We start from the raw sequence: 22,825 nt of genomic DNA on the forward strand, positions 1-22,825 counted from the left end.
CGTAGTGATTATTCATAATGGCTACGGGTTGACGATGGGCAAAGAAATAGCATGAAACGCGGCGTATGATCAAGTATTTTGCACGGCGAGTATTGGCTTTAATCACGCTTTAGTGCACTTATTTAATGTGCTTTTTTATGAATTAAATACAGGTTGTTTAACAGCACCCACTCAATTAAAAAACAAAGGTTGTAGATATGTTTGATTGGTTTCACTGGCTTAACCTTGCGGGTGTAGCGGTATGTGCAATATCGGGCACCTTAATGGCGTACCAAAAACGCATGGACGGGTTCGGCGTAGTGGTACTTGCTAGTGCAACGGCTATTGGTGGAGGAACCTTACGCGATGTGATGCTTGACGTACCGGTATTTTGGATAGCGGACACCGATTACTTATACACCACGTTGATTGCTGCTTTTATCCCCATTATATGGCTACGTGTAAGCCCCCGTTTCCCTTACCACTACTTACTGATTGCCGATGCTTTTGGGCTTGCATTGTTTAATGTAGTAGGGATAGAAAAAGCATTGTCATACGATACGGGAATGGCGGTAGCTGTCGCTATGGGTACGATAACAGGGGTATTTGGCGGTTTACTGCGCGATGTGATTTGCCGTGAAGTACCTTTGGTATTAAATGGTGAACTGTACGCTATGACGTGTATTGCCGGGGGTGTGGTGTACGGCGTAGGCCTGCAGTTAGAGCTTGCAACCCAATGGTGCGGTATTGCGGCATTGGCAACCACGGTATTGCTGCGCTTAGGTGCAATGCGTTGGCATTGGCAGCTGCCCGTTTTTTACAACGACAATCACTAGAGAAACCAGTCCAAGCGTATCAAAGATAAACCGTTTTATTGAGAAAATCTCGTCTCTTGTACAGTAAAAATGGTCTACTTTTGTGTTTATAGTGCCTGTTTTTAAACTGCAATTTCACTGCAGAGTTACATAAACAAGGCGACGAATATTATGGGCATGGCGGTGGTTAAAACCTTTGCGGGCCAAGGTGTATCTGCACCAGAAATACGGGTAGAAATTCATCTTGCCAATGGCCTACCGGCGTTTCAGTTGGTAGGTATGGCAGAAACCAGCGTAAAAGAAGCCAGAGAGCGCGTACGCAGTGCGCTTATAAACAGCGGTTTTGATTTTCCGGCTAAGCGCATTACTGTAAATTTGGCACCTGCCGACATCCCCAAATTCGGCGGGCGATTCGACCTTCCTATCGCCGTGGGAATATTGGCCGCATCGGGCTACATTAACGATACCAGCCTACTTAATATCGCGTTGGTGGGCGAACTTGGCCTTAATGGGGAAATAAAGCCGGTTAACGGGCTAATACCTGTTGTGATGGCCGCAGCGAATGAAGATATGCCGCTTGTATATCCTGGCGACAATGACATAGAGGCCGCGCTAGTCTCTCACGCCACCCGCTATCCCGCCTTTGACTTACTCTCAGTTTACGAACACTTGGCGGGCAATAAGAAATTAGCGAAAGGTCAGCCCTTTTCTTCTGTTGGAAATACCGATACACCTTCCGGCTGGGACGATATTATTGGCCAAGAGCAGGCCAAACGCGCGCTTATGATTGCAGCCACGGGGTCGCATAATCTGTTAATGGTAGGCCCGCCGGGCACGGGTAAAAGCCTGTTAGCAAGCCGAATGCTTTCACTATTACCAGACATGACTGAAGAAGAAGCACTTGAAGTAGCCGCCATTCATTCAGTAAAAGGCGAGCGCCTTTTCGCAGAACGATTTTTAAAACGTCATTTGCGCTCGCCGCATCATACAAGCTCGGCAGTGGCTTTAACTGGCGGCGGCTCACACCCTGTGCCCGGTGAAATATCTCTGGCACATAACGGCATTTTGTTTTTAGATGAATTGCCGGAATTTGGCCGTAAAGCCTTAGACGTATTAAGAGAGCCACTAGAAACTGGCGATGTACATTTATCTCGAGCATCGGGTAGCGCCACTTATCCTGCCAACTTTCAGTTGGTGGCTGCTATGAACCCAAGTCCAACCGGCGACATAGACGATAACAGGCTAACACCTCAGCAGCAGCTCAACTATTTAAACCGGCTATCAGGGCCGCTTCTCGACAGAATTGATATTCAAGTAGAGGTGCCACGTTTACCCGATTATGATTTACCAGAACGCGCCAATAAACCTGACGACACGCTGTTTGAAACGAAAAAAGCCATTGCAGCGGCTCGACACACACAACTAATGCGTCAGGGTAAACCGAACGGCGCATTGCACGCGGGTGAACTGGCCGATATTTGCAAGCTTTCAGCGGCTGATTTGCAGTTCTTGCAAGCGGCGGCAAAACAGCTAAACCTTTCTATGCGCGTATTTCATCGCACGTTAAAAGTGGCTCGTACCATTGCTGATTTACAACACCAGAATGCAGTGAGCCGCGCACATCTTGCCGAAGCCTTAGGCTATAGAGCGCTGGACAATCTTATAAAGCAGTTAAGTAGCTAAGTACCTCGGTAGCTAGATAGGTAGCTGAGTAATTTGAGGTACTTAAGTAATTGGACAACTAGGCAGCTAAGCCGCTACAACGAAGCTAGTGCGTGAACGCTAAATAGCATTAAGCTCCATAAACGCATTGATAAGAGGCTCGTTTTGCTTTTCTTGTAAACAACATAGCCCAAGTGCATAAGGCTCAATGTCGTCTACCTGAATTTGCGTAACCGCATTGGCCATACTGGAGTGATCAAGCACCACCTTAGGCACAAAACCTACCCCACATTCTAGAGCTACCATGCTAACAATAGCTTCGTTCCCTCCCACATAGGCATACACGTTAGGGCGAATACCGTGTTCAGCAAACCAATGATATGCGGTACGTCGTGTAGGGCCGGTTTCAGGCATAATAACTTGGTGCTTTGTCCAATCTAGCTGGCTCAACTGGGTAAGGCGCCACGCTTTAGGGGCAATAAGTACCAACGGCACGTTATCAAGCGCAGTAAAGTGCAAATCGGTTGGCATATCCGGTGTGTAAATAGCAATAGATAAGTCGCACTGTTTACCCTTCACTTTTTCAATTGCTAAAGCAGGGTCGCCGGTAATTAGACGAATATCAACACCGGGGTGGTGTTGCCTAAATTGGCGAAGCATGGCGGGTAAATGGCTTTGGCTCGCGGTTACAGAGCAAAACACGCTAAGTTCCCCCTGAAGCGCGTCGTTGTCTTCTTTAAGGTCAATTTTAAGCTGCTGCCAGTCTTTCAATGCTTGCTTAGAAAAAGCCAGCAGCTTGTGCCCGCTGTGGGTTAACGCAACCTTGCGATTGTCACGCTTAAACAACGTACAGCCTAACTCGTCTTCAAGGCGCTGAATAACACGGCTTAGCGTAGAGGGCGATACATACATGGCCTCAGCGGTAACGCCAAAGTGCAAGCTAGTGGCTAAGTGGTTAAACAGCTGAAGGCTTCGAAAGTCCATAACGTTTCACTTTTTGAAATATTATCTTGCAAATATATCATTTTCCAAAACAAAAGAAATCTTTTAATCTCATTACCAAGTCGTCATAGACGAGGTCTATCAACGCTAAACGTGGCGTTTGATATCGACAAAAATGAATGTTGTTCGGAAATTTTTATGGCTAATTATTTCAACACCCTATCACTTCGCCAGCAGTTAGATCAGCTAGGCCGCTGCCGTTTTATGGCACGCGAAGAATTTGCTGACGGTTGTCAGAGCTTAAAAGGCAAAAAAATTGTCGTTGTTGGCTGCGGTGCGCAAGGCCTTAATCAAGGCTTAAATATGCGTGACTCAGGGTTAGATGTTTCTTATGCGCTGCGTCAGGCCGCCATCGATGAACAACGGGACTCTTTTAAACGCGCTAGCAGTAATGGTTTTACCGTGGGTACTTACCAGGAGCTTATTCCTGATGCAGATGTTGTTTACAACCTTACACCTGATAAGCAGCACGCAAGCGTAGTAGAAGCGGTAATGCCACTTATGAAAGAGGGCGCAACGCTTAGCTATTCACACGGTTTCAATATTGTTGAAGAAGGTCAACAAATCCGTAGCGATATCACGGTTATTATGTGCGCACCAAAGAGCCCAGGCTCTGAAGTACGTGAAGAATATAAGCGTGGCTTTGGTGTTCCAACACTTATTGCTGTGCATCCAGAAAACGACCCAGAAGGCAAAGGTTGGGATCAGGCTAAAGCGCTAGCTAGTGCTACAGGTGGCGACCGTGCAGGCGTATTGGAATCTTCGTTTGTTGCTGAAGTTAAATCTGACCTAATGGGTGAGCAAACCATTCTTTGTGGTATGCAACAGGTTGCGGCGGTACTTGCCTTTGAAAAAATGGTAGATGACGGCATTGACCCGGGCTATGCCGGTGCACTTATTCAGTACGGCTTAGAAGCTATTACCGAAGCACTTAAAATTGGTGGCGTAACCAATATGATGGATCGTCTGTCTAACCCTGCAAAGCTAAAAGCCTTCGAGCTTTCTGAACAGTTAACTGATTTATTGCGTCCGCTATTTGAAAAGCACCAAGACGACATCATCAGCGGTGAGTTTTCTCGCACTATGATGGAAGACTGGGCCAACGGCGATGCAAACCTACTTAAGTGGCGTGAAGAAACCGGTGAAACCGCGTTTGAAAATGCACCTGCTTATGAAGGTGAGATTAGCGAACAAGAATTCTTTGACCACGGCATCTTGTTAGTTGCCATGATCAAGTGCGGTGTAGAAGTAGCCTTCGACGTAATGGTTGAAGCGGGAATTCTTCCAGAGTCTGCCTATTACGAATCGCTACACGAAACACCGCTTATTTCTAATACAATTGCACGTAAGCGTTTATATGAAATGAACGTTGTAATTTCTGATACTGCAGAATACGGAAACTACTTATTTGCTAATGCAGCAATTCCGATTTTGCGTGAGAAATTTATGCCTACCATCGACACCAGTGTTATTGGTAAAGGTTTACCTGCTACTTCTAACCAAGTAGAAAACAAACGCCTTGTTGAAGTAAATAACGCTATTCGCTCACACGGTGTGGAATCGGTAGGTCAAACCTTGCGTGGCTATATGACTGACATGAAGGCAATAGTAGTGTAGTCAGGACAGTTTCTGTCGTTAGGTGCTTAACTAAGCCCTTTTGCCCGACCATTTTGGTCGGGCTTTTTTGTACCGAGGTTTAGGGAAGCTGCTGGGTAGTCAAAGCTATCAATGTTGCGAATATTCTTGCATCTATTGATGCTACCAACGCAACAGGGGGTTTAACAAATACTATATTGTAAGAAATATATGTTTAACGCTCATCAGACCCGCTATCTAGATACATGCTTTGAATAAACTCGATCTCTGCCGTTGATAATACATTAGTTGAAACCATACATTGCTCGTCTAAGAATCTAGAAAGAAGCTTACGCAATTCTTGATCAGTAAGGTACTTGTTGCCCTCTACATACTCTCTAATTTCATTCGCACATCGCATTTGTTAAAGCCTCACTTAACAAGTTTTTTCTGCTTTAGCTCTCTAAAGAAATAGCCTTGCATTAACAAGTTTAGTTCCTTGCAAAATACATATTTCTCAAAACAATCCACTCCTTCGACAATAACGCTTCCAGCCTTCTTACGTAGATTGATAAGTAGGCAACTTAGTAACTTTTTGTCTTGCTTGAAAAGGCGCCAAAACAATTCTTTTGATATCTTTATTGCATCAAAGTTACACTTCTCTATTGTATCGAAATTAGAAAAGCCGCAGCCGAAATCGTCTAACCAAATTGATATATTAGGATGAGCTGTTAGGGCCCTGATCGCTTTTGTATTTTCTTCTGAACTATCGATTGTTTCTGAAATTTCTAGTGCAATTTGTAAACCTCTAAAGTCCTCAATTAACATGGCTAGATATGCTGACTTAAGAAATTCCTCATTTACATTGAATGAGGCTTTCTTTAAACCTCTCTGAGACATTTCAGAGAGTACATCTCTGAGATAACTGAAGTAATTCACTTTCGGAAAACTACAAAAAAACTGCCCGCTATCTAACTGGCTCTCCGATAGAAATACAGAAGTAAGGATTTCATAATAGTTATTTTCAGCGCCGATTGATCTAGTGACAGACTCTAGTCTAGGTACTAAGTTGTACTCTGAGTTGGCAATAGTGAAACTTCTATACGGCAGTACTATTTCCATTTAAAAATCCACCCGAGTCAACATATAACCGACTTTTCGTTGATTTAAGATATGTAGGCTAGTGCTCATCAATGCAGTTCTGAGTTCAGAAACTACAACGTTTACATTATTTTCGACTCTAGGGTGACTGCCCCAAACGTACTTCATAATGTGTTCTTTGCTTACAAATTCGTCAATGTTTCTGTGTAAGAGGCACAGTGCTCTACCAGCAGAGTAAGAGAGCTTGAAAGTACCCTTATTTGTGTATAGAAATCCAGACTCAAATTTAACTGAAGAATTTATAGAAAACTTGCGATTAGGATACAAAGAACACTTCAAACAATGTTTGTTGCAAGAGATATCTTCTGACATTATGTTTTCCATGTTTCCCGTATCATTTAATTGATTATCACGATTGAAAAAAATGATATTTGAACTTTGTTCAGCCATGAACTCACACTCCAATTGAGGTATAACGCAGTGTAGAATAGCGGTATTGGTCTTGAATAAAACGTTTATAAAAATTATAAAAATTATAAATTTAGAGTTTTAATTCTGAATTCTTGGATAATGTTTATCTTTTTATTTCGCTGTGATAAGGCAATTATGTTTCCACTCTCAACATGCATATCTTTTACTAAATATGACGCTCCATCTAAGTCAGTCACACATGCGCCTTTCGGAAAAAGCCTCAAAAATAAACAAAACTTTTTAAAAATAACGGGATCGATCACTTCAGCAATCGCCATATTTTGCATTTCATTAATGCTTTCATAAGGTGACTTTTTGACCTGATACCCCCTGCCAGAAGTCATTGCTTCGTAGGTATTTAGAACTCTTAAAATTCTTGCACCAAGCTTGATTTGGCGCCCCATTAAGCCTTTAGGATAACCAGTACCATTAAAGTTTTCATGATGTTGGACGATAAGTGTTGTCAACGAGTTAGATAAGTTGGATTCATTAACAATTTTTGCTGATTCAATAGGATGTATTTGAATAAGCTGTTTTTGGGAGTCCGAGACTAACTTCCTAGAACCCAATAACAATGGATACATTGCCATAGAAATGTCACTCAAAAATGCAGCATTGCAATATTCGAGCGTCTTGCTTCTAGTGAGCGTGATGTGATTACAAAAGCTAGCAGTCAAGCAAACGAGCTTTAATGTTCGTCTGAAAAGCTCGTTTTCAGATCGAATTAAGTCGACGCACGTAGTATGACAAAATTTTCCTGCTATTACTTGAGAAACAATTGCGTTGATACGTGAAACTACTGACGCTTCATTGATTAATCTAGAACTAACTATTTCATCAAAAATTAGTTTTAATAATTTGATATTTTTTTTAGTTAATTTTGATTTTCTATTTGAGCTTATGGTGTAAAGGTTTTTGTAAGCAGATAGGTTTCTAATGTCCTTACTTGATCTTACTTTTGTAAAATTTGTTATGTATGGAGTGTGAAACCAGTTCTTTAATACAAAAACAATGTCTCCGACATTTAAGTCAGACGATTGAATTTTTTTAAACATAAATTATGCAACATATTTATGGTAGCGAATGTCGCACTGCCTTCCCATTGGCTATTAAAATCCTTGAGTGTAAGATAATTAGACGTTACTTTTTGTCGTTCTCCCAAAACTAAACCGCCGCTATTCTAAATTTTAAGCACTCACCATCAATACTACTTTAGTCTAGTTATGATTTGGAATTCTCGCGATTAAATTATGATTTAAAAAAATCAACCTTCCGAACTTTACTTTAGACAATTTCGTTAAGAGCCAAATGTATATCAATACAAGAGGGTAGTTACTCACTGCTTAAATATTATTACTTTCGATTTCGCAACGATTAATAAACAGAGACTGTTGGGCGAAAGAAAAAACGAGAGAGCGCCTAGGTTTTAACCACACTATTGCGGTATTGGGTTTATTTCAGAAGCCTAGCCAATCAAGCGAGAAGTAAGCTTTGGAATTAAAACACATTCCAATTGGATCACTTTTCTCATAAGAGATCTAAGCAATCCCGCCCTGTATTAAAAATTTACTCCCCACACTCACGTGTACGCTCAGCGTTACGCACAGACACATAAGCAAGCGCAAAGAATATTAAAAAGCCCAACCCAATTGGCATTAACGTACCTGACAAAAAGCTATCTACAAAAAGCGCTATAGGCACAGAAAACAAGCTCGAAAAAGACCCGATAATAGCGGCACCAAGACCCGCCATATCACCAAGTGGCTGCATGGCCATAGCATTTAGGTTACCAAACAGAATGCCCACAAAGAAAAAGCCGATAAACATTACCGACACGGTAAGCGCGATGGGTGGCAAACCGTCATAAGCGTAAAGTAAGCCTACATATACCAATGCAAAGATGTTCACGCCTTTTAATGCAAAGCGACACAGTTTTCGCATGCCAAAGCGCATTACCATTTTGCCATTAAAATAAGACGCCAAACCGATGGAGAACGCTAGTATGGCAAAAATGTAGGGGAACCATTCTGCCATGTCGTAGTACACCGAAAAAATGGTTTGCGAAGCACTTAAGTAGGCAAGGAAAGCACCGAAAATACAACCCATTGCAAAGGTGTAGCCCATTACTGCGGGGTGCGTAAGAATAAACTTTGAAGAAGTGAAAAACGCATCCCACGAAAAGGCGCGTCGCTTAGCTCTTGGTAAGGTTTCAGCTTGACGAGAGAAAAACCAAATTCCTGACATAGTGGCTACCACTAAAAACAACGTGAAGATATGGAACCACGAGAATAAATCCATCACTGTTTGCCCAATAATAGGCGCAAGCATAGGCACTAGAATAAATACCATCATAATAAACGACATCACTCGTGCCATAGCGTCACCAACGTATAGATCACGAATGATAGCCATAGACGCTATACGGGGCCCTGAAACACCAAAAGCCTGAATGATGCGACCTATCAGCATGGTTTCTAAATTTGTGGCCATCATGCACACGAACGTACCAAGGGCAAAGATACACAAGCCAACAAGAATGGTTAATCTGCGACCGCGACTATCACTAAACGGTCCAAAGAACATCTGTCCAAAGGCCATTCCAACAAAAAACACCGTAACGATTAAGTGAGTTTCACTGGGGTTAGCCACATTTAGCGCATCACCTATTTGAATAAGTGCCGGCAGCATAGCATCGATACTTAACGCAACAAGGGATGTCATAGTCGCCATTAACGCAACAAATTCAAATAACCCTAGCACGGGCTTAGTTACAACAGCAGTATCTTCAGATACGCGGGAGGGTGACTGCGGCATAAAATCTCGAATGTGAATAAAAGTTAGGTAATAAAAAAGCGCGATACCTCGCGCTTTAAGAGTGACAAGTATAACCTAGCTGTGATTAAAAAGCCGCCAACAATCACCGTAACTGTCGTGAAAAATGGCGGCTTTAACGGTTTACTTATTCGCTTTGTGCTTCAAGCTTGTCGTTGCTGTTTGCAACTTCATGCTCTGCATGTTTACGCTTCAAGTACTTACTTAAAAAGGCATCCATTTCGGCAAAAAATCGGTGTCTGTTTCGCTGAATCGACAGTGAGTGGTCGCCACTTTCCAGCTCTACATACGTGAAGGTTTTATCATAATCTTCTAATTCGTCAGCCATATATCTGCTGTGTAGCGGCCTTACAACGCGATCTTCTTCACCATGAACAAGCAAAATAGGGGTCTTAATACCTTCAACGTTATAATAAGGCGAGCGAGCTTCAAGATCGTCGAAGTCGTCACCTATTTGATTTTCAACAAATTCATTATTCAAGAACTTACGTGAATGCATAACGATATGTTTTAACGAGCTGACACCGGCAAAGCTTACCGCACACTGAAACAAGTCCGGTGTTTTTACCGTTGCCATTAACGCTGCGTATCCGCCATAGCTTGCACCCACGATGCACATGTTGCCTTGCTCTGCGTGGCCTTTCTCAACCATGTACTTCGCCGCATCGGTAATATCATCCTGCATAGCAAGGCCCCAGCCTTTCATTTGGCTTTGTGCAAAGCTGTATCCATAACCGCGTGAACCTCTAAAATTTGGGCGTAAAACGGCATAACCTTTATAAGTAAAATAAGCAGTCCAATAGTCAAAACCACTGAAGTCTCGTGCTCCAGGGCCGCCATGAGGATGGATAATGGTAGGGAATGGGCCGTCGCCTTTTGGTAGTGTGAGGTAGGCTTCAATCTTCATACCGTCTCTTGCTTCAAACTCAATAAGTTCATGTTCAGACAGCGAAGCGGAATCTATTAGCGGATATTGTTGAAACAGAAAATCAAGCGAGCCTTTCTCGCGATTACCAATTAGGTAAATGCCTGGCAACACATCTGACTCTGAATACACCAAATAGGTTTGCTCATCATCACTAAAGCTTACCAAGGTGTTCTGATAATCAGGTAAACCTTTATTAATACCATTTTGCAACCCAACATAGCGCTCGTCCCAATAGTGACGGCCGTCGTGTCTAATACCTATTGCATCGTTAGTTACTGGGGAATAAATAAGGCTTCCATCTACGTCATAGCCCTCATCAGAGAACACTTCGGTATGTTCATTTGTCGCCACATTAAGCGTAAACAGCGCCTTGTAGTCGCCCTTATAGCCACGGTAATACAAGATATTAGGATCTTTTGCGAACCCAAGTGGATAGGCGCCTTTTTCAGTCATGGCGTTGTATTCAAACAGCGTTCGCCAGTCGTCACCCTCTTTAAGAAACACTTTGCGTTCACCACTTTCAAAATCTAGCGATACACCAACGCGAACATTGTGTTGTCTGTCCGTAATCCAGTCTCTAATTTTCTTTTTGCCGCGCTCAATTCGCGACACGCTACCGGTATTTACGTTAAGTTTGTACACCGATGGCAAGCCCAACACTTCAGCATCTAGTGCTATTAAAATGTGATCAGGATCGTTTGGTAGCCAATCAATCACGTCGTCATGAAACTGAGGAATATGTCGGGGATTTCCTGCGCGTTGTTTTATGCGCTCCCAATTAACAAGGTTGAACGCACCTTTATCACTGCCGTCGTATTTAATACTTAACAAACGGGTGTCGTGCACTTTAGTTGTGCCTCTTCGAGTCTCATAGCGTGCACTGACTACTAAACGCTCGTTATTCACCCACTTATACCAGCGAATTTTCACGCGCTCGTTGTCAGACTGTAAAAGAAAGTGCTTTTTACCTTCAATAAGATCGTAGGTGGCCAGCATAGCAATAGCGTTATCGCCCGTGGTATTTTGTACAAATGCAATTTTGTCGCCATTCGGCGATAGCGCTGGAGTCCAATAAGTAGGTAGCGCACTAAACGCTTCATAGTCTGGGGTGGTTTTTGCTTGATTTCCTATGGCATCGCTAGATAGCACTAACGTGAAGACAGCCAACAGTAAAGTGGCGAGAGAGAGTCTAAAATGCATAACAATCCTTGTTTCTTGTCATTTTTTATTTATCGAGGGAACTTAGGGCAAGGTTACGCCTCGTACATCTGCGCACAGTATACAAGCGAAGCGGTTAAAGTCCAAAATTTGAACGTTTCATCCCTAACGCAGTAGAATGAGCGCAAAAAACTGATCTCTCATCGAACGACGTAATTACAAATAGCGGTTGTGGTATGATTAACCATAGTCACAACATGGATTTCACCAGTGAAATAGTGTGTTTCACCTACTCGCGTTACCTTAAGGATTTAGTCTTTTCATGCCGTCAGACTGCAATGGCATTGCCGTTCGCCCCTTTAATTTTCTATTGTCGTTTATGATACGAGCGTATCGCTTCGCACTGAGATTTATATTGAAGGGGGGCGTGTATCTTTTTTTCATGCTTTTGGGATGCGGTTTCGCAGTTTCACCAAGTTTTGCTGAAAGTGACATTACCTACCAAATTGAAGGCGTTGAACAAGACGTATTGCGCAACAATATTCGTATTCACTTGGCAAGCCTAAACGTTGAAACGTCTTTATTAACCGACCCTTATTGGCAAGATGAAGTGGGCGCTACCGTAGCCACCGCTGTGCAACCGTTCGGCTATTACAATAGCGACACTACGGTTAACGTCACCGACGGCAAAGTGATAGTAAACGTGGTTTTAAATGCACCGCTAACCGTAAACAAAGTAACGCGAGAAATTATCGGTGCAGGCCGAGAAGACAAGGCATTTCGAGAACGGTTTAACGCTTTTAAGCTAAAGCAAGGCGACGTGCTTAATCAGCGCGTTTATGAAGCGTTTAAGTCTTCCATGTTTAATTACGCGCTCTCAAACGGTTACTTTGACTATTTTTGGCAAGCAACACGACTAGATTTAGTTAGAGAAGAAAAGCAAGCGAACATATTGCTTATTGCACAAAGCGGCCCTCAATATCAGTTTGGTGAATTAACGTTTGTGGGGGAAGACAAAGCCCGCGCCATTATTGAACGATTAAAGCCCTTTAAAACCGGTGATGCATACTCTTCTGCCGCGCTCGCCGATTTTAACCGAAGCCTTAACCAGTCGGGCTACTTTACTCGTGTGATTGCGCGCCCTGTTGTGAGTGAAGCAGACGGCTTACTGGTGCCTATTGAAGTATCCTTGCTCCACCGTCCCACAGATTCGTTTAACACCGCCATTGGTGCGGCAACCGACACTGGACCGCGTATTAGGCTTGGCTGGGAACGCCCTTGGGTAAATAGTCGAGGTCACTCTATTTCGTCTGATATTTTCATATCATCTCCCGAGCAATCGGTGACGGCAGACTACCGTATTCCAATGAAAAATATCACTAACGACTATGCCAGTATTGAAGCGGGTTACCAATTTATTGAATACAGTAACACCTCTTTTGAAAGTGAAACGCTATCGCTTGCGGTACACCGTTACTGGCAAGACAATAACTCGCCGTGGCAACACGATGGCTCCATTACCTACTTGCGCGAAACCTACGACCAAGGCGATTTAAGTACCAATACCACATCGCTTGTTTTACCGGGTTATTCCATTTCATATCGCAAAAAAGACAGCGAACTGAACATCGACAACGGCAGTTATTTACAGCTTTTATCACAAATTGGTCGCGAAGGTGTGGGATCAGATATCGACTTTGCCAAAATAGTGGCTGAGGCAATGATCATTCGAACCTTTAATAACGTTCATCGAATTTCGATTCGCGGTGAATTAGGCGCTATAGATACCAATCGATTCGACGAAGTACCTACATCACTGCGTTTTTATGCGGGTGGTGATAGAAGTGTGAGAGGCTTCGATTTTAGGGAAATTTCCCCCACTGCAGAAGTGATTGACCCAGAAACAGGCGAGCCAATTATTGACTCTATCGGTGGTAAATATTTGGCAACCTCAAGCGTGGAGTATGCCTACCGTTTCGCTGATAGCTGGCGTGCAGCCGCTTTTGTGGATGTAGGTACTGCCACTAACGATATAAGCTCTAAGTTTACCTACAGTATTGGCCCCGGCATTCATTGGATTTCGCCAATAGGACCGGTTCGATTTTATATTGCTAGAGGTTTTGCACCAGAGGAAAAAACGTGGCAACTGCATATTATGTTGGGGCCTGAGCTATGAAAAAACGTACTATTTCAGCACTTCTGTTATCGCCTATTTTCATTGTGGTTGCCCTTTACGCACTGCTCATTAGCCCGCTAGGCGGCCCTACTGTAAAAGTAATGGCGAATACGTTTGTCAAACCTTTACATATAGAGCGCATAGACGGCAGTTTTGCTGATGCACTTGAAATTACTGGGCTTTCTTGGGAAGACGCCCAATGGCAGGTTTCAGTGAGCACTATTTATGCCGATTTAACCTGGCGCTGTTTTTTCGAACCACGGGTTTGTATAAACGAGTTGGCGGTGGACGATGCATCAATTAAACAACTTGCCGAGGCACCAGAAGCCATACAAGAAGACACCACAGATGCCACATTTACAATGCCTTTACCTCTAGAGGTAGAAGCGCTGACACTGAATAATATTGACGTCAGCCTATTTGCTGTGAACATCAGCGTAAAAGCACTTGAGCTATACGACTTTGAAGCAGATGACGCCATTGAACTAGAAACCTTCGCGGCACAGAACATAGCAGTTACTTTGCCACAAGACAGCGAAGAACCTGCTTCACCAGCGCCTTCGCCGAAAACACCTAATACCAGGCTTCCCGCATCATACTCACTTCAATACACTGCACCAACGTTGCCCAGTATCGCTACGCCAATTCCGCTTTCTGTCGGTACATTCTTAATAGAAGGTTTTTCGTTTAGCCAAGGCAGTACGAAAGAGCAGCTGGACGTTATTGCTTTAACCGATGCGCACTTCAATGAAACAGATGTTGGCGTTGATGATATCAAAATCGTTCATGAACAAGGTTCAGTTCAGGGGCGTTTTTCGGCGAACTTAAGCAACAACTATCCGCTAACGGCCAAGTTAATTGCACAAACTCGCTTAGACACGCAGCCTCAAAAGCTAAGTGTGAATGCAAAGGGTGCATTAGATGATCTTGCAGTAAACATTGTCGCAGAAGGTGCGGTTACTGCTAACTCGTATCTATCAACAAATATCTTAGACAACACATTACCTATTGAATTTTCAGCCAGCTGGAACGAGCAGGCTATTCCTTTAATGACAGACGCAACACTACATGAAGGCGCGCTTACGCTTGATGGCGTTATGGGCGACTACGTTCTTAAAGGTAACGGTGCGGCCACACTTGCTGACATTGGCAAAGTGCCTGTGTCTTTAGATGTGGTACTAAAAAAGAACAATATTTTTGTGAATGAAGCCAATGTACAAGCGTTAGAAGGAAGCCTAAAAAACAGAGGCACTCTTTATCTTAACGACGCCATAGCATGGGAAGGAAAAACAACGCTTACTAATGTATCAGCGAAACGCTTTAGTAAATACGCGCCATCTAATGTAAACGGTGATGTAGAAAGCATATTGCAATACTCGCGGCAAAATGGACTACATATAAGCTTGCGAGACTTAAATGTATCGGGCGACCTTCAAAATAAGCGCGTAGATGTGAAGGGCAACGCTGTATATTCTGGCCCAAGCGACTTAATTGTAACCAACATCAGCATAAAGCAAGACAAAAATGCCATAAAAGCCATTGCACAAGTGCTGAACAAACGCCATCTAAACGCCGACATCAACATTGATGTAGCCCAAATTGAAAGCCTATTTCCTGACGTTTCAGGAAAGATAAAAGGCAATATAAAAGCCGTTGGGCCATGGCAGAACCCTTCAGCAAACGGCGAAGTAGATTTAAAGAATGTTTTAATAAGCGCTGCGCTTTCGCCTGAGGCCGCACAACAAGGCGCAATAAACGGCAGTGTTAATTTCGAAGGTGAATATACCGATCATACGGCTTCATTGGATTTACGCGTACCCGAGCACACCTTAAAAACAGATCTAAAGGGAGCATGGGCTAACAGCCATTGGAACGGGCAAATAAGTAATACCACGCTAAAACTTTCTAATATGTATTGGACGCTCTCTAATACATTTTCGGTGGATATTGGTACTGAACCTGTAACAGCAAAAATAGGCCAGCACTGTTGGACATCGCGAAAAGAAGGCGAACTTTGCGTTTCCAATGTTAACTACCAAGACAATCGCGCGACATGGGATATCAGTGCCAACGTACTGCCCGTTGGACTCTGGGCCAATGAACTAGTGCCGCATATTGTATCTGCACCATCAGATGCAACTTTAACGATAAAAACCCAAGGGCAATATGCGCCCAACGACCCTATCGATGCTACGTTTACCGCCTCACTTAGCCCAGCCCCATGGCAGCTTGGCGAGGAACGACCGCTAACGCTTACTATCAATTCTGTTCAAACCTCTGGCAAAATCAAACAGGGGAAGCTTGAAGCAACGTCGCTTATTTCCAGTAAAGAAATAGGTGATGCCACATTAACCATTGCCACTCGCCCGTTTGAAGATGAAAAGCCTCTTGAAGGTACACTTACTTTGCAGCAGCTAGATGTCGCCCCTTTAAAGCCACTTTCGCCCGCAATACGAACGCTAACAGGTGTGCTAAATGGCGAAATTGTTTTAGCAGGAACGGTAAGACAACCTGCGCTTACCGGCGAGATGACTATTTCTAACGGCGCCATAGATATACAAGATACGCCGGTTACACTTGCTGACTGGAACCAGTCGATAGTGTTAAATCAACAAACAGCAAAGCTTAATGGCACGTTTGTATTGGGTGGGGGAAAAGGTGAGCTAACCGGTGATATTGACTGGTCTTCAACGCCTAGCGCCAACTTCTCATTAAAAGGTAATGCGTTTGAAGTACGTCAGCCCAACGTGCGCTTAAAGGTGTCACCAAATATCGATATTGCAGCAACCAGAGAGCGCGTATATGTGAAAGGGGATGTAAATATTCCCTGGGCACGCATCGAAATCGAAAGCTTGCCCGAAAGCGCCGTTTCGCCATCTAAAGATGTACACCTTCGTGGTGAGCCCGACAGAGAAGAGCCCCTTGATATTGTACATGCCTCTGTAATGGTGAACATCGATAAAGCGAAAACACAAGAAGTGAAGCTTGAGGCCTTTGGGCTTACAGCAAGCTTACACGGCGGAATTCGTGTAAACACGCAGCCAGCATTAGTAGGCTTTGGCGACCTACAAATACTTAATGGTCGCTATAACGCATACGGTCAGCAGCTAATCATTCAAACCGGTGAAGTACAGTTTAACGGGCCTATTGACCAACCTCTATTACTTGTAGAGGCAATTCGAGACCCTGCAAAGACCGACGATAACGTTATTGCAGGGATTCGAATAGACGGCGCTGCCGATGCACCAAGCATTAACCTGTTTTCTGAGCCAGCAATGGATCAGCAGGGCGTACTGTCGTACTTATTAACTGGCAGTGGGCCAAACTCTGGAACCCAAGACCCTAACTATGCAGCATTATTGTTAGGTTTTGGTTTGTCGAATACGAAAACCCTCACCGGACAAGTAGGCAGTGCACTGGGGATAGACGACTTCAGTTTAAGTACTAATGAAAACCGCTTGTCTGTAACAGGGCAGATAAATGACCGCTTATCAGTAGAGTACAATGTAGATGTGGGTTTAAGTAACAATGATGCCAACGCTACGTTAAGACGAAGACAGTTGCCGCCTGACCTTGCATTAAAGTACAAGCTGCTTCCTAGTCTATATCTTGAGGCCATCCAAACCACGTTAGAAGATCAGTCTGAGTTTGCCCTAGACTTGTACTACGAGTTTTTCCTTGGCGACAACAGAACGCCCTCACAAGACGACGATAGTAGCGCCAACAAGGGCGTCGACGCAGACTCGTCAAAAGACTAACCTCGCTAATGGCCGCGTTTGTCGGCCATACTTTGCAACACTGCCAGCTGTGCTTCAAAACGCTGTTGTCGTTTATGCGCCCACACGCCCCACACAATAACAATGATACTGGCTATTGGCAGGGCTATGATTAACTTGTCCCATTTTTCAGGGCTAAGCGCACCTGCAAAATGCCGTTCCACTACAAATAATGGCAAAACAATAAACGCAGGCCATGCTGAGTGTTTGGTAATAAACGCAATGCGAATATTGTTTTTTATTTGATGCGTGAACTGCTGTAGATGATCTAACGTTTGCGAATCTTTTGTGAACGCTGCAACGCGTCGGAGCCATAACTGATACATCACTAACGGCACAGCTGTTACCACCATAAACAAACATAATGCCCTGGCCGCAAATGTCATTTCTCCCCAAGCCAGATACAACAAATAGAGAGGCGGAAGCAACAGAATGATGTCAATCAGTATATAGAGGCGCTGTTTAACACGCTCGCTGTTAAAGCTTTTCTTTACCTCTGACACATCTATTGTGTTTGTAGGCTGTGCTTGCCAAAGTTCAGTTAACGCATTGTCACCTTGCTGATTGTCGTTATCACTGTGCATGGTGTTCCTCCTGCATAACGGCGTGTTTCGCACGTTTTAAAATTACGCCCACATGATTCTTAGTAAGGCCGCAAACATCTGCAATTTCATCGTAACTTAGCCCCTCAAGAGAAAGCGTTAATACTTGCCTTTGCTGCAAAGGAAGTGCACGAACCGCTTTGAGTAATCGGGCTAAAGACTGCTGCTGGCTTGAAGCGGCTTCTGGAGAGTGTTGATTACTTGCATAGCCATCGCTACCAAGCTCTTCATTTTCATAACGATGTGTATCTACTCGTTTCACCTGACTAGCTACATGGGTAACCGCACGGTTGTGGGCAATTTTAAGAATGTAAGTTTTTACGCTGCTATCGCCTTTAAACCTCGATAGCCCCTGCCAAACGGCAATAGCAATTTCCTGCAACAATTCTTGTTGCATAGCCTCGTTCGCTTCGTAACTGCTGGCCACACGGCTAAGCAATGCGCCGTATTGCGTAAAAACCTCTTCGAACCCTTGCCCCAAGCTTCCAGCCCTTTATTGATATTAATGCCTAATTATTAGGGTGTTACCCCGTTTCATATTCATACAGTCTGCATGCTTTGAGTTTTATTACAGCTTTTTTTACGTATTTTTTATGCCATACCAAAAATTTCTGTAATTTTTTCCGGTAACAACTGACTAGTGATTATGAAGGAAGAAAATAAAGACGATTTTTGATACAGACCAATTTTGACAGCCATCACCACTTTTTAAGGAGAGCATAATGTCAACGTTAAGCCTTGTTTTACTACTCAGCGGTATTACGTCTATTGCGCTCTTAGCGTGTTACCTGGATGCCAAGTTCCAGTGGCGATTAAATGACTGGATGAACGGTAAATGCAGCAACCCGTTTATTGCCAGTAAAGCATCGGTACAAGCACAGCAGTTAAAGCAAAAAGACGAGCAAATTAAAACCTTAATGGAACGTGTTGAAACGCTTGAGGCCATTGTTACCGAGCCTGCTTACGAGCTAAACAAGAAAATAAACGCACTGCGTTAAATAGGAGTTCAACCACAGTATTAAGCAATGCATGTGCGGCGAGGCGTGAAGTAGTGTGTATAAGCAGCGCGGTTTAACTAGATATTGAAGGGCGACGCATAAAATAGGGCACCTTGCCCATCGCAATAGCGTTGCCCACCAACACCACAACAACCCCTACAACAGAAAGCATGGTCCACTGGTAACCTTCAAAAAATGTGGATATAACAAGTGCGACCATAGGGTATACAAGAACCACATAGGCAGCCTTATCTGCTCCCATCTGCTTTAGCAACTTCATGTATGCGCCAAACGCGAATACAGACCCAAATAATGCCAAATACACTAACGACAAATAAAAGCTAGTGCTTGCGGGAATAACAATATCGCCTGGCGCTAAGAGTGAGGTAATGAATAACAGCACCATGGCGTATGACATGGCATAAAAGTTCATTTGAATTACAGGTGTGCCCGATGTGAGTATTCTCTCAGAAATAACGTTACCTACTGATGCGCAAAAGAAACTGACAAAAGCTATCCCTAACCCAATTGCTAGTGCAGCATCCATTGATACTTTAGAAAATTCAGGCACAAACAAACACACAATACCAATTAAGCCAAAGGTAGCACCTATCACTACCTCTTTTCGTATGGGCTCTTTTAACCACCAGCGTCTTAGCACTACATTTATGTAAATAATGCATGAACTCATTAAGGCTAACAGGGCACTAATAATATGCGCTTGAGCCATGTACAGCAGGGTGTAATTCAAACTGTAAAGAAACAGCCCTACACCCGCCATTTTCAGATGCACATTGACGGGAAGCGCTAGCGGAAGTTTTCTAACCAAACAATACGCACCTAAACAGGCCGATGCTAATAAATAACGTAAAGCAATGGCAAAGGTTTCAGATGTGTGGCCTATTTGATAGGTAATGGCAATCCATGTTGAACCCCAAATAAGACAGCATAGGGCAAATAATGTTGCGTTATTCATTACGCATTACCCCTGTCTGCGATAAATGCCTTTAACTGCGCTACTGTTTTATCTAACAGTGTTTGTCTTGCGTTCACACCTATCCACGCGTTGTGGGGTGAAATGATTAAATTAGGTAAGTTTGCCTTTAGCAGAATATGATCTTCTGGTGGTGGCTCTACCGACAATACGTCTAAACCTGCGCCACCTAGTTGTTTGCTCATCAATGCGTTTAGCAGCGCGTGTTCATCCACTAGCCCGCCGCGCGCAGTATTAATAAGAAAACAGCTTGGTTTCATTAATGAAAGCGCGTTTTCATCAATTAATTGATTGGTGTCGTCAGTTAACGGGCAATGCAGCGTTACCACATCGGCATGGGGTAACAGTGAAGACAACGATGGACGCGTATCATCTTTTTTACCGGGCCTTGCTGCAACACTTACCTGCATACCTAGCGCTTTTAACAATACTTCAACGCGCTTGCCAAGTTCTCCATGACCAACAATAACCGCATGCTTTCCGGCTAGTTCTACTACTGGGTGAGATGACAAACAAAAGTGAGGCGACGCCGACCACTTTCCCGCATGCACGTCGTGCTGATACTGCACAAACCGTGTAGCGACATTAAGTAATAGTGTAAGGGTATGTTGGGCCACGCTGTCGGTGCCATAGGCTGTGACGTTACGCACTTCAATACCGTTAGCGTTGCAGTAGTCTAGGTCGATATTATTCATGCCAGTAGCAGTTACGCCAATGTACTTCAAACTGTTAGCAGCGCTAAGCATGTCGGCATTCAGCACCACCTTGTTCACTAAAATTACACTAGCATGCCTAATACGCTCCTTAACCTCTGAAGGTGCAGTGTTATCAAAAATGGTTACATCAGCATCAATGCTGTTTGCATGCGCATCTGATAGCCCTTCGGGTAAATCGTCTTTTAGTCCGTCGGCGAAATTTTCGGTTAAGCCTTTTGAATCAAGAGACGCTAAGCCCAGCGTTTCGGCATCAAGAAAAACAATACGATGTTGACTCATAGCACATCACATATCGACTCAAGGGCCGATTTAATTTTTACCGGAATAGGTATGGCTTTATCTGATTTTCTATCTACAAAAACATGAACAAACTGGCCATGAGCAACGCGCCTTTTCGACTCTCCAGCAAACACCGACAAACCATACGTTACCGAGCTTCTACCTATCTTAATCACTCGCAGCCCTACGTAAATATCTTCTGGATACGCTGCGGGGGCGATATATTGACACTGGCTACTAACCACATATGCCACCGACTGACTTTTATGGATATCTAAGCCGCCTACTTCAATAAGAAAGCGGTTTACCGCCGTGTCGAAAAAGCCGTAATACACTACGTTATTGATATGACCATAGGCATCATTGTCCTGCCAGCGAGTGGCAATAACAACGTTATAAGGATAGTCGGCAAGGGTAGGCGTTATATCGGTCATGCTTGTCCTTTTTAAATGGCGGCAGTGATTAAAGCGTGTTAAAACAGCACCATATCGTCTCGGTGTATGGCGACATCAGCTGTTTCATAACCTAGCACACTGGCAATGTCTTTCGACTTTTTCCCTTTTATAAGTAATAAGTCTTTTGCGTTATACAAGCTAAGGCCTTTCGCTATGGTGTTACCATTACACACCACGTCAACGGCATCACCTTGTTCAAAATGCCCGTGTATATGCGTAATACCCGATGGCAGTAACGAAGCCCCTTTTTTCACTAACGCTTCTTTTGCGCCATCGTCTATTTCAATAGTGCCGGCGGTTTTAAGTGTATGCGTAAGCCATAATCGTCTAGCGTTCGACGGCGTGCTGTTTGCTTTAAACAAGGTGCCTGGCACGCTGCCTTCCAGCAAACTATCAAAGGTTTCACCTTTTCGCCCATTAACGATAAGCGTTTGAATACCGCTCTTGGTGCACTTTTCAGCAGCTTCTATTTTAGTGCGCATACCTCCGGTACCTACAGACGTACCAGCACCGCCTGCTAGGCCGTATATGGTAGCGTCAATTTTTTCAACCGTTGGAATAAGTGTAGCGGTTGGGTCTTTGCGCGGGTCGGCGGTGTAAAGACCGTCAATATCTGAACATATTATTAAGGTATCGGCCTGTGCTACCAGGGCCGTGTAGGCGCCAAGATTATCGTTATCTCCCACTTTTAGCTCGTTTACCGCAACAGTGTCGTTTTCGTTAACCACAGGTAACGCCTGATGAATAAGTATTTCGCGCAATGTGTTTTTGATATTTACGTAACGGGTTCTGTCGCGTAAATCATCGGCGGTTAACAACACCTGTGCGCAGGGAAAATCAAAAAAGCGCTGCCAATTTGCCATCATAAGTGTTTGACCAATGGCCGCCATGGCTTGTTTTTCTGCTATTGAAGCATTGTGGCGTATTTTAACTTTGCTGCGACCTGCTGCAACGCTGCCAGAAGATACTAAAATGACTTCTTTGCCAGCTTCTCGGCTTGCGGTAATAAAGCGGGCTAATGCCAATAGAAAACGACCACTGCACTCATTGCCCTCTGGCGCTATAAGAGCACTACCGACTTTTATGACAGCACGCTGCCAAGTGAAACGATTCATAATGGGAGATAAAAAGGAAACAAGAGCTCAAGAATACGACAGTTGAGCAGGTAAGCAAACGTTCTGTTACACAATTTTTGCGTTAAAACATAATTAGTTTACGGTCAAAAACTGGATTCATTCGGGAAGGTCGATATACTAGCATTTGTTATCTTATAACAACTCCAACTTACAAGTTGCAAGGATCCTGC

General features: G+C 43.8%; 19 protein-coding genes. 6 read left to right on the forward strand and 13 right to left on the reverse strand.

Annotated elements, in window-relative coordinates; all coding sequences use genetic code 11:
- Positions 1-197 precede the first annotated feature (197 nt).
- Together ACGHAV_RS03985 and ACGHAV_RS03990 are read left to right on the forward strand one after the other, a co-directional pair.
- A complete protein-coding gene (locus tag ACGHAV_RS03985; RefSeq protein WP_390376723.1) occupies positions 198-815 on the forward strand; it encodes a trimeric intracellular cation channel family protein in 618 nt (205 codons plus the stop codon).
- 150 nt (positions 816-965) lie between these two features.
- Positions 966-2,477, forward strand: coding sequence for a YifB family Mg chelatase-like AAA ATPase (locus tag ACGHAV_RS03990; RefSeq protein ID WP_390376726.1), 1,512 nt, complete (start codon positions 966-968; stop codon positions 2,475-2,477).
- A 99-nt stretch (positions 2,478-2,576) separates the two neighbouring features.
- Here ACGHAV_RS03990 and ilvY read toward each other — a convergent pair whose 3' ends face one another.
- Positions 2,577-3,440 (reverse strand): HTH-type transcriptional activator IlvY, encoded by an 864-nt coding sequence (ilvY, locus tag ACGHAV_RS03995; protein ID WP_390376729.1) that lies wholly within the window; start codon positions 3,438-3,440, stop codon positions 2,577-2,579.
- Between the two features lie 156 nt (positions 3,441-3,596).
- On the opposite strand from ilvY, the gene ilvC reads away from it, so the two are divergent.
- Complete coding sequence (gene ilvC, locus ACGHAV_RS04000) at positions 3,597-5,075, forward strand: ketol-acid reductoisomerase (protein ID WP_334014067.1); 1,479 nt, start codon at positions 3,597-3,599, stop codon at positions 5,073-5,075.
- Positions 5,076-5,268: 193 nt separating this feature from the next.
- On the opposite strand, the gene ACGHAV_RS04005 is transcribed toward ilvC, so the two are convergent.
- From ACGHAV_RS04005 to ACGHAV_RS04030, 6 genes are all read right to left on the reverse strand, one after another.
- Complete coding sequence (locus ACGHAV_RS04005) at positions 5,269-5,454, reverse strand: hypothetical protein (protein WP_390376732.1); 186 nt, start codon at positions 5,452-5,454, stop codon at positions 5,269-5,271.
- Between the two features lie 11 nt (positions 5,455-5,465).
- Positions 5,466-6,155, reverse strand: coding sequence for an EAL domain-containing protein (locus tag ACGHAV_RS04010; protein WP_390376735.1), 690 nt, complete (start codon positions 6,153-6,155; stop codon positions 5,466-5,468).
- Positions 6,156-6,584: a winged helix-turn-helix domain-containing protein gene (locus ACGHAV_RS04015; RefSeq protein ID WP_390376737.1), complete on the reverse strand. Its 429-nt coding sequence runs from the start codon at positions 6,582-6,584 to the stop codon at positions 6,156-6,158.
- Positions 6,585-6,667: 83 nt separating this feature from the next.
- A complete protein-coding gene (locus ACGHAV_RS04020; protein ID WP_390376740.1) occupies positions 6,668-7,660 on the reverse strand; it encodes an HD-GYP domain-containing protein in 993 nt (330 codons plus the stop codon).
- Between the two features lie 511 nt (positions 7,661-8,171).
- Positions 8,172-9,419 carry a multidrug effflux MFS transporter gene (locus ACGHAV_RS04025; protein WP_390376743.1) on the reverse strand — a complete coding sequence of 416 codons (1,248 nt, stop codon included), beginning with the start codon at positions 9,417-9,419 and terminating at the stop codon, positions 8,172-8,174.
- Between the two features lie 145 nt (positions 9,420-9,564).
- Positions 9,565-11,565 (reverse strand): alpha/beta hydrolase family protein, encoded by a 2,001-nt coding sequence (locus tag ACGHAV_RS04030; RefSeq protein WP_390376746.1) that lies wholly within the window; start codon positions 11,563-11,565, stop codon positions 9,565-9,567.
- Between the two features lie 280 nt (positions 11,566-11,845).
- Between ACGHAV_RS04030 and ACGHAV_RS04035 the strand changes: the two genes are divergently transcribed.
- Both ACGHAV_RS04035 and ACGHAV_RS04040 read left to right on the forward strand, forming a co-directional pair.
- Positions 11,846-13,699 carry an autotransporter assembly complex family protein gene (locus ACGHAV_RS04035; protein WP_390376749.1) on the forward strand — a complete coding sequence of 618 codons (1,854 nt, stop codon included), beginning with the start codon at positions 11,846-11,848 and terminating at the stop codon, positions 13,697-13,699.
- On the forward strand, positions 13,696-17,457 hold the full coding sequence (locus ACGHAV_RS04040; protein ID WP_390376752.1) for a translocation/assembly module TamB domain-containing protein: 3,762 nt from the start codon (positions 13,696-13,698) through the stop codon (positions 17,455-17,457). The genes ACGHAV_RS04035 and ACGHAV_RS04040 overlap by 4 nt, the downstream gene beginning before the upstream one ends.
- A gap of 5 nt (positions 17,458-17,462) precedes the next feature.
- Here ACGHAV_RS04040 and ACGHAV_RS04045 read toward each other — a convergent pair whose 3' ends face one another.
- Both ACGHAV_RS04045 and ACGHAV_RS04050 read right to left on the reverse strand, forming a co-directional pair.
- Entirely contained in the window at positions 17,463-18,059 is a 597-nt protein-coding gene (locus tag ACGHAV_RS04045) for a hypothetical protein (RefSeq protein WP_390376755.1), read from the reverse strand.
- Complete coding sequence (locus ACGHAV_RS04050; RefSeq protein ID WP_390376757.1) at positions 18,049-18,558, reverse strand: RNA polymerase sigma factor; 510 nt, start codon at positions 18,556-18,558, stop codon at positions 18,049-18,051. Before ACGHAV_RS04050 ends, ACGHAV_RS04045 begins: the two co-directional genes overlap by 11 nt.
- Positions 18,559-18,799: 241 nt before the next feature.
- Here ACGHAV_RS04050 and ACGHAV_RS04055 point away from each other — a divergent pair, with 241 nt between their 5' ends.
- A complete protein-coding gene (locus ACGHAV_RS04055) occupies positions 18,800-19,075 on the forward strand; it encodes a hypothetical protein (protein ID WP_390376760.1) in 276 nt (91 codons plus the stop codon).
- A 73-nt stretch (positions 19,076-19,148) separates the two neighbouring features.
- Here the strand turns inward: ACGHAV_RS04055 and ACGHAV_RS04060 are convergent, their stop codons facing one another.
- From ACGHAV_RS04060 to proB, 4 genes are read right to left on the reverse strand one after another with little or no spacing between them, the layout of a single operon-like run.
- Positions 19,149-20,051, reverse strand: coding sequence for a DMT family transporter (locus ACGHAV_RS04060; RefSeq protein WP_390376763.1), 903 nt, complete (start codon positions 20,049-20,051; stop codon positions 19,149-19,151).
- On the reverse strand, positions 20,051-21,064 hold the full coding sequence (locus ACGHAV_RS04065) for a D-2-hydroxyacid dehydrogenase (RefSeq protein WP_390376766.1): 1,014 nt from the start codon (positions 21,062-21,064) through the stop codon (positions 20,051-20,053). The genes ACGHAV_RS04060 and ACGHAV_RS04065 overlap by 1 nt, the downstream gene beginning before the upstream one ends.
- Positions 21,061-21,498: an acyl-CoA thioesterase gene (locus tag ACGHAV_RS04070; RefSeq protein WP_390376769.1), complete on the reverse strand. Its 438-nt coding sequence runs from the start codon at positions 21,496-21,498 to the stop codon at positions 21,061-21,063. Before ACGHAV_RS04070 ends, ACGHAV_RS04065 begins: the two co-directional genes overlap by 4 nt.
- Positions 21,499-21,536: 38 nt before the next feature.
- The gene (proB, locus tag ACGHAV_RS04075) at positions 21,537-22,634 is read right to left on the reverse strand and encodes a glutamate 5-kinase (RefSeq protein ID WP_390376772.1); all 1,098 of its coding nucleotides are present in this window, start codon (positions 22,632-22,634) and stop codon (positions 21,537-21,539) included.
- Between the last annotated feature and the right edge of the window lie 191 nt (positions 22,635-22,825).

Origin of the sequence: Alteromonas sp. MTD1, from assembly GCF_042848195.1 — a bacterium.
Lineage (GTDB): Bacteria > Pseudomonadota > Gammaproteobacteria > Enterobacterales > Alteromonadaceae > Alteromonas.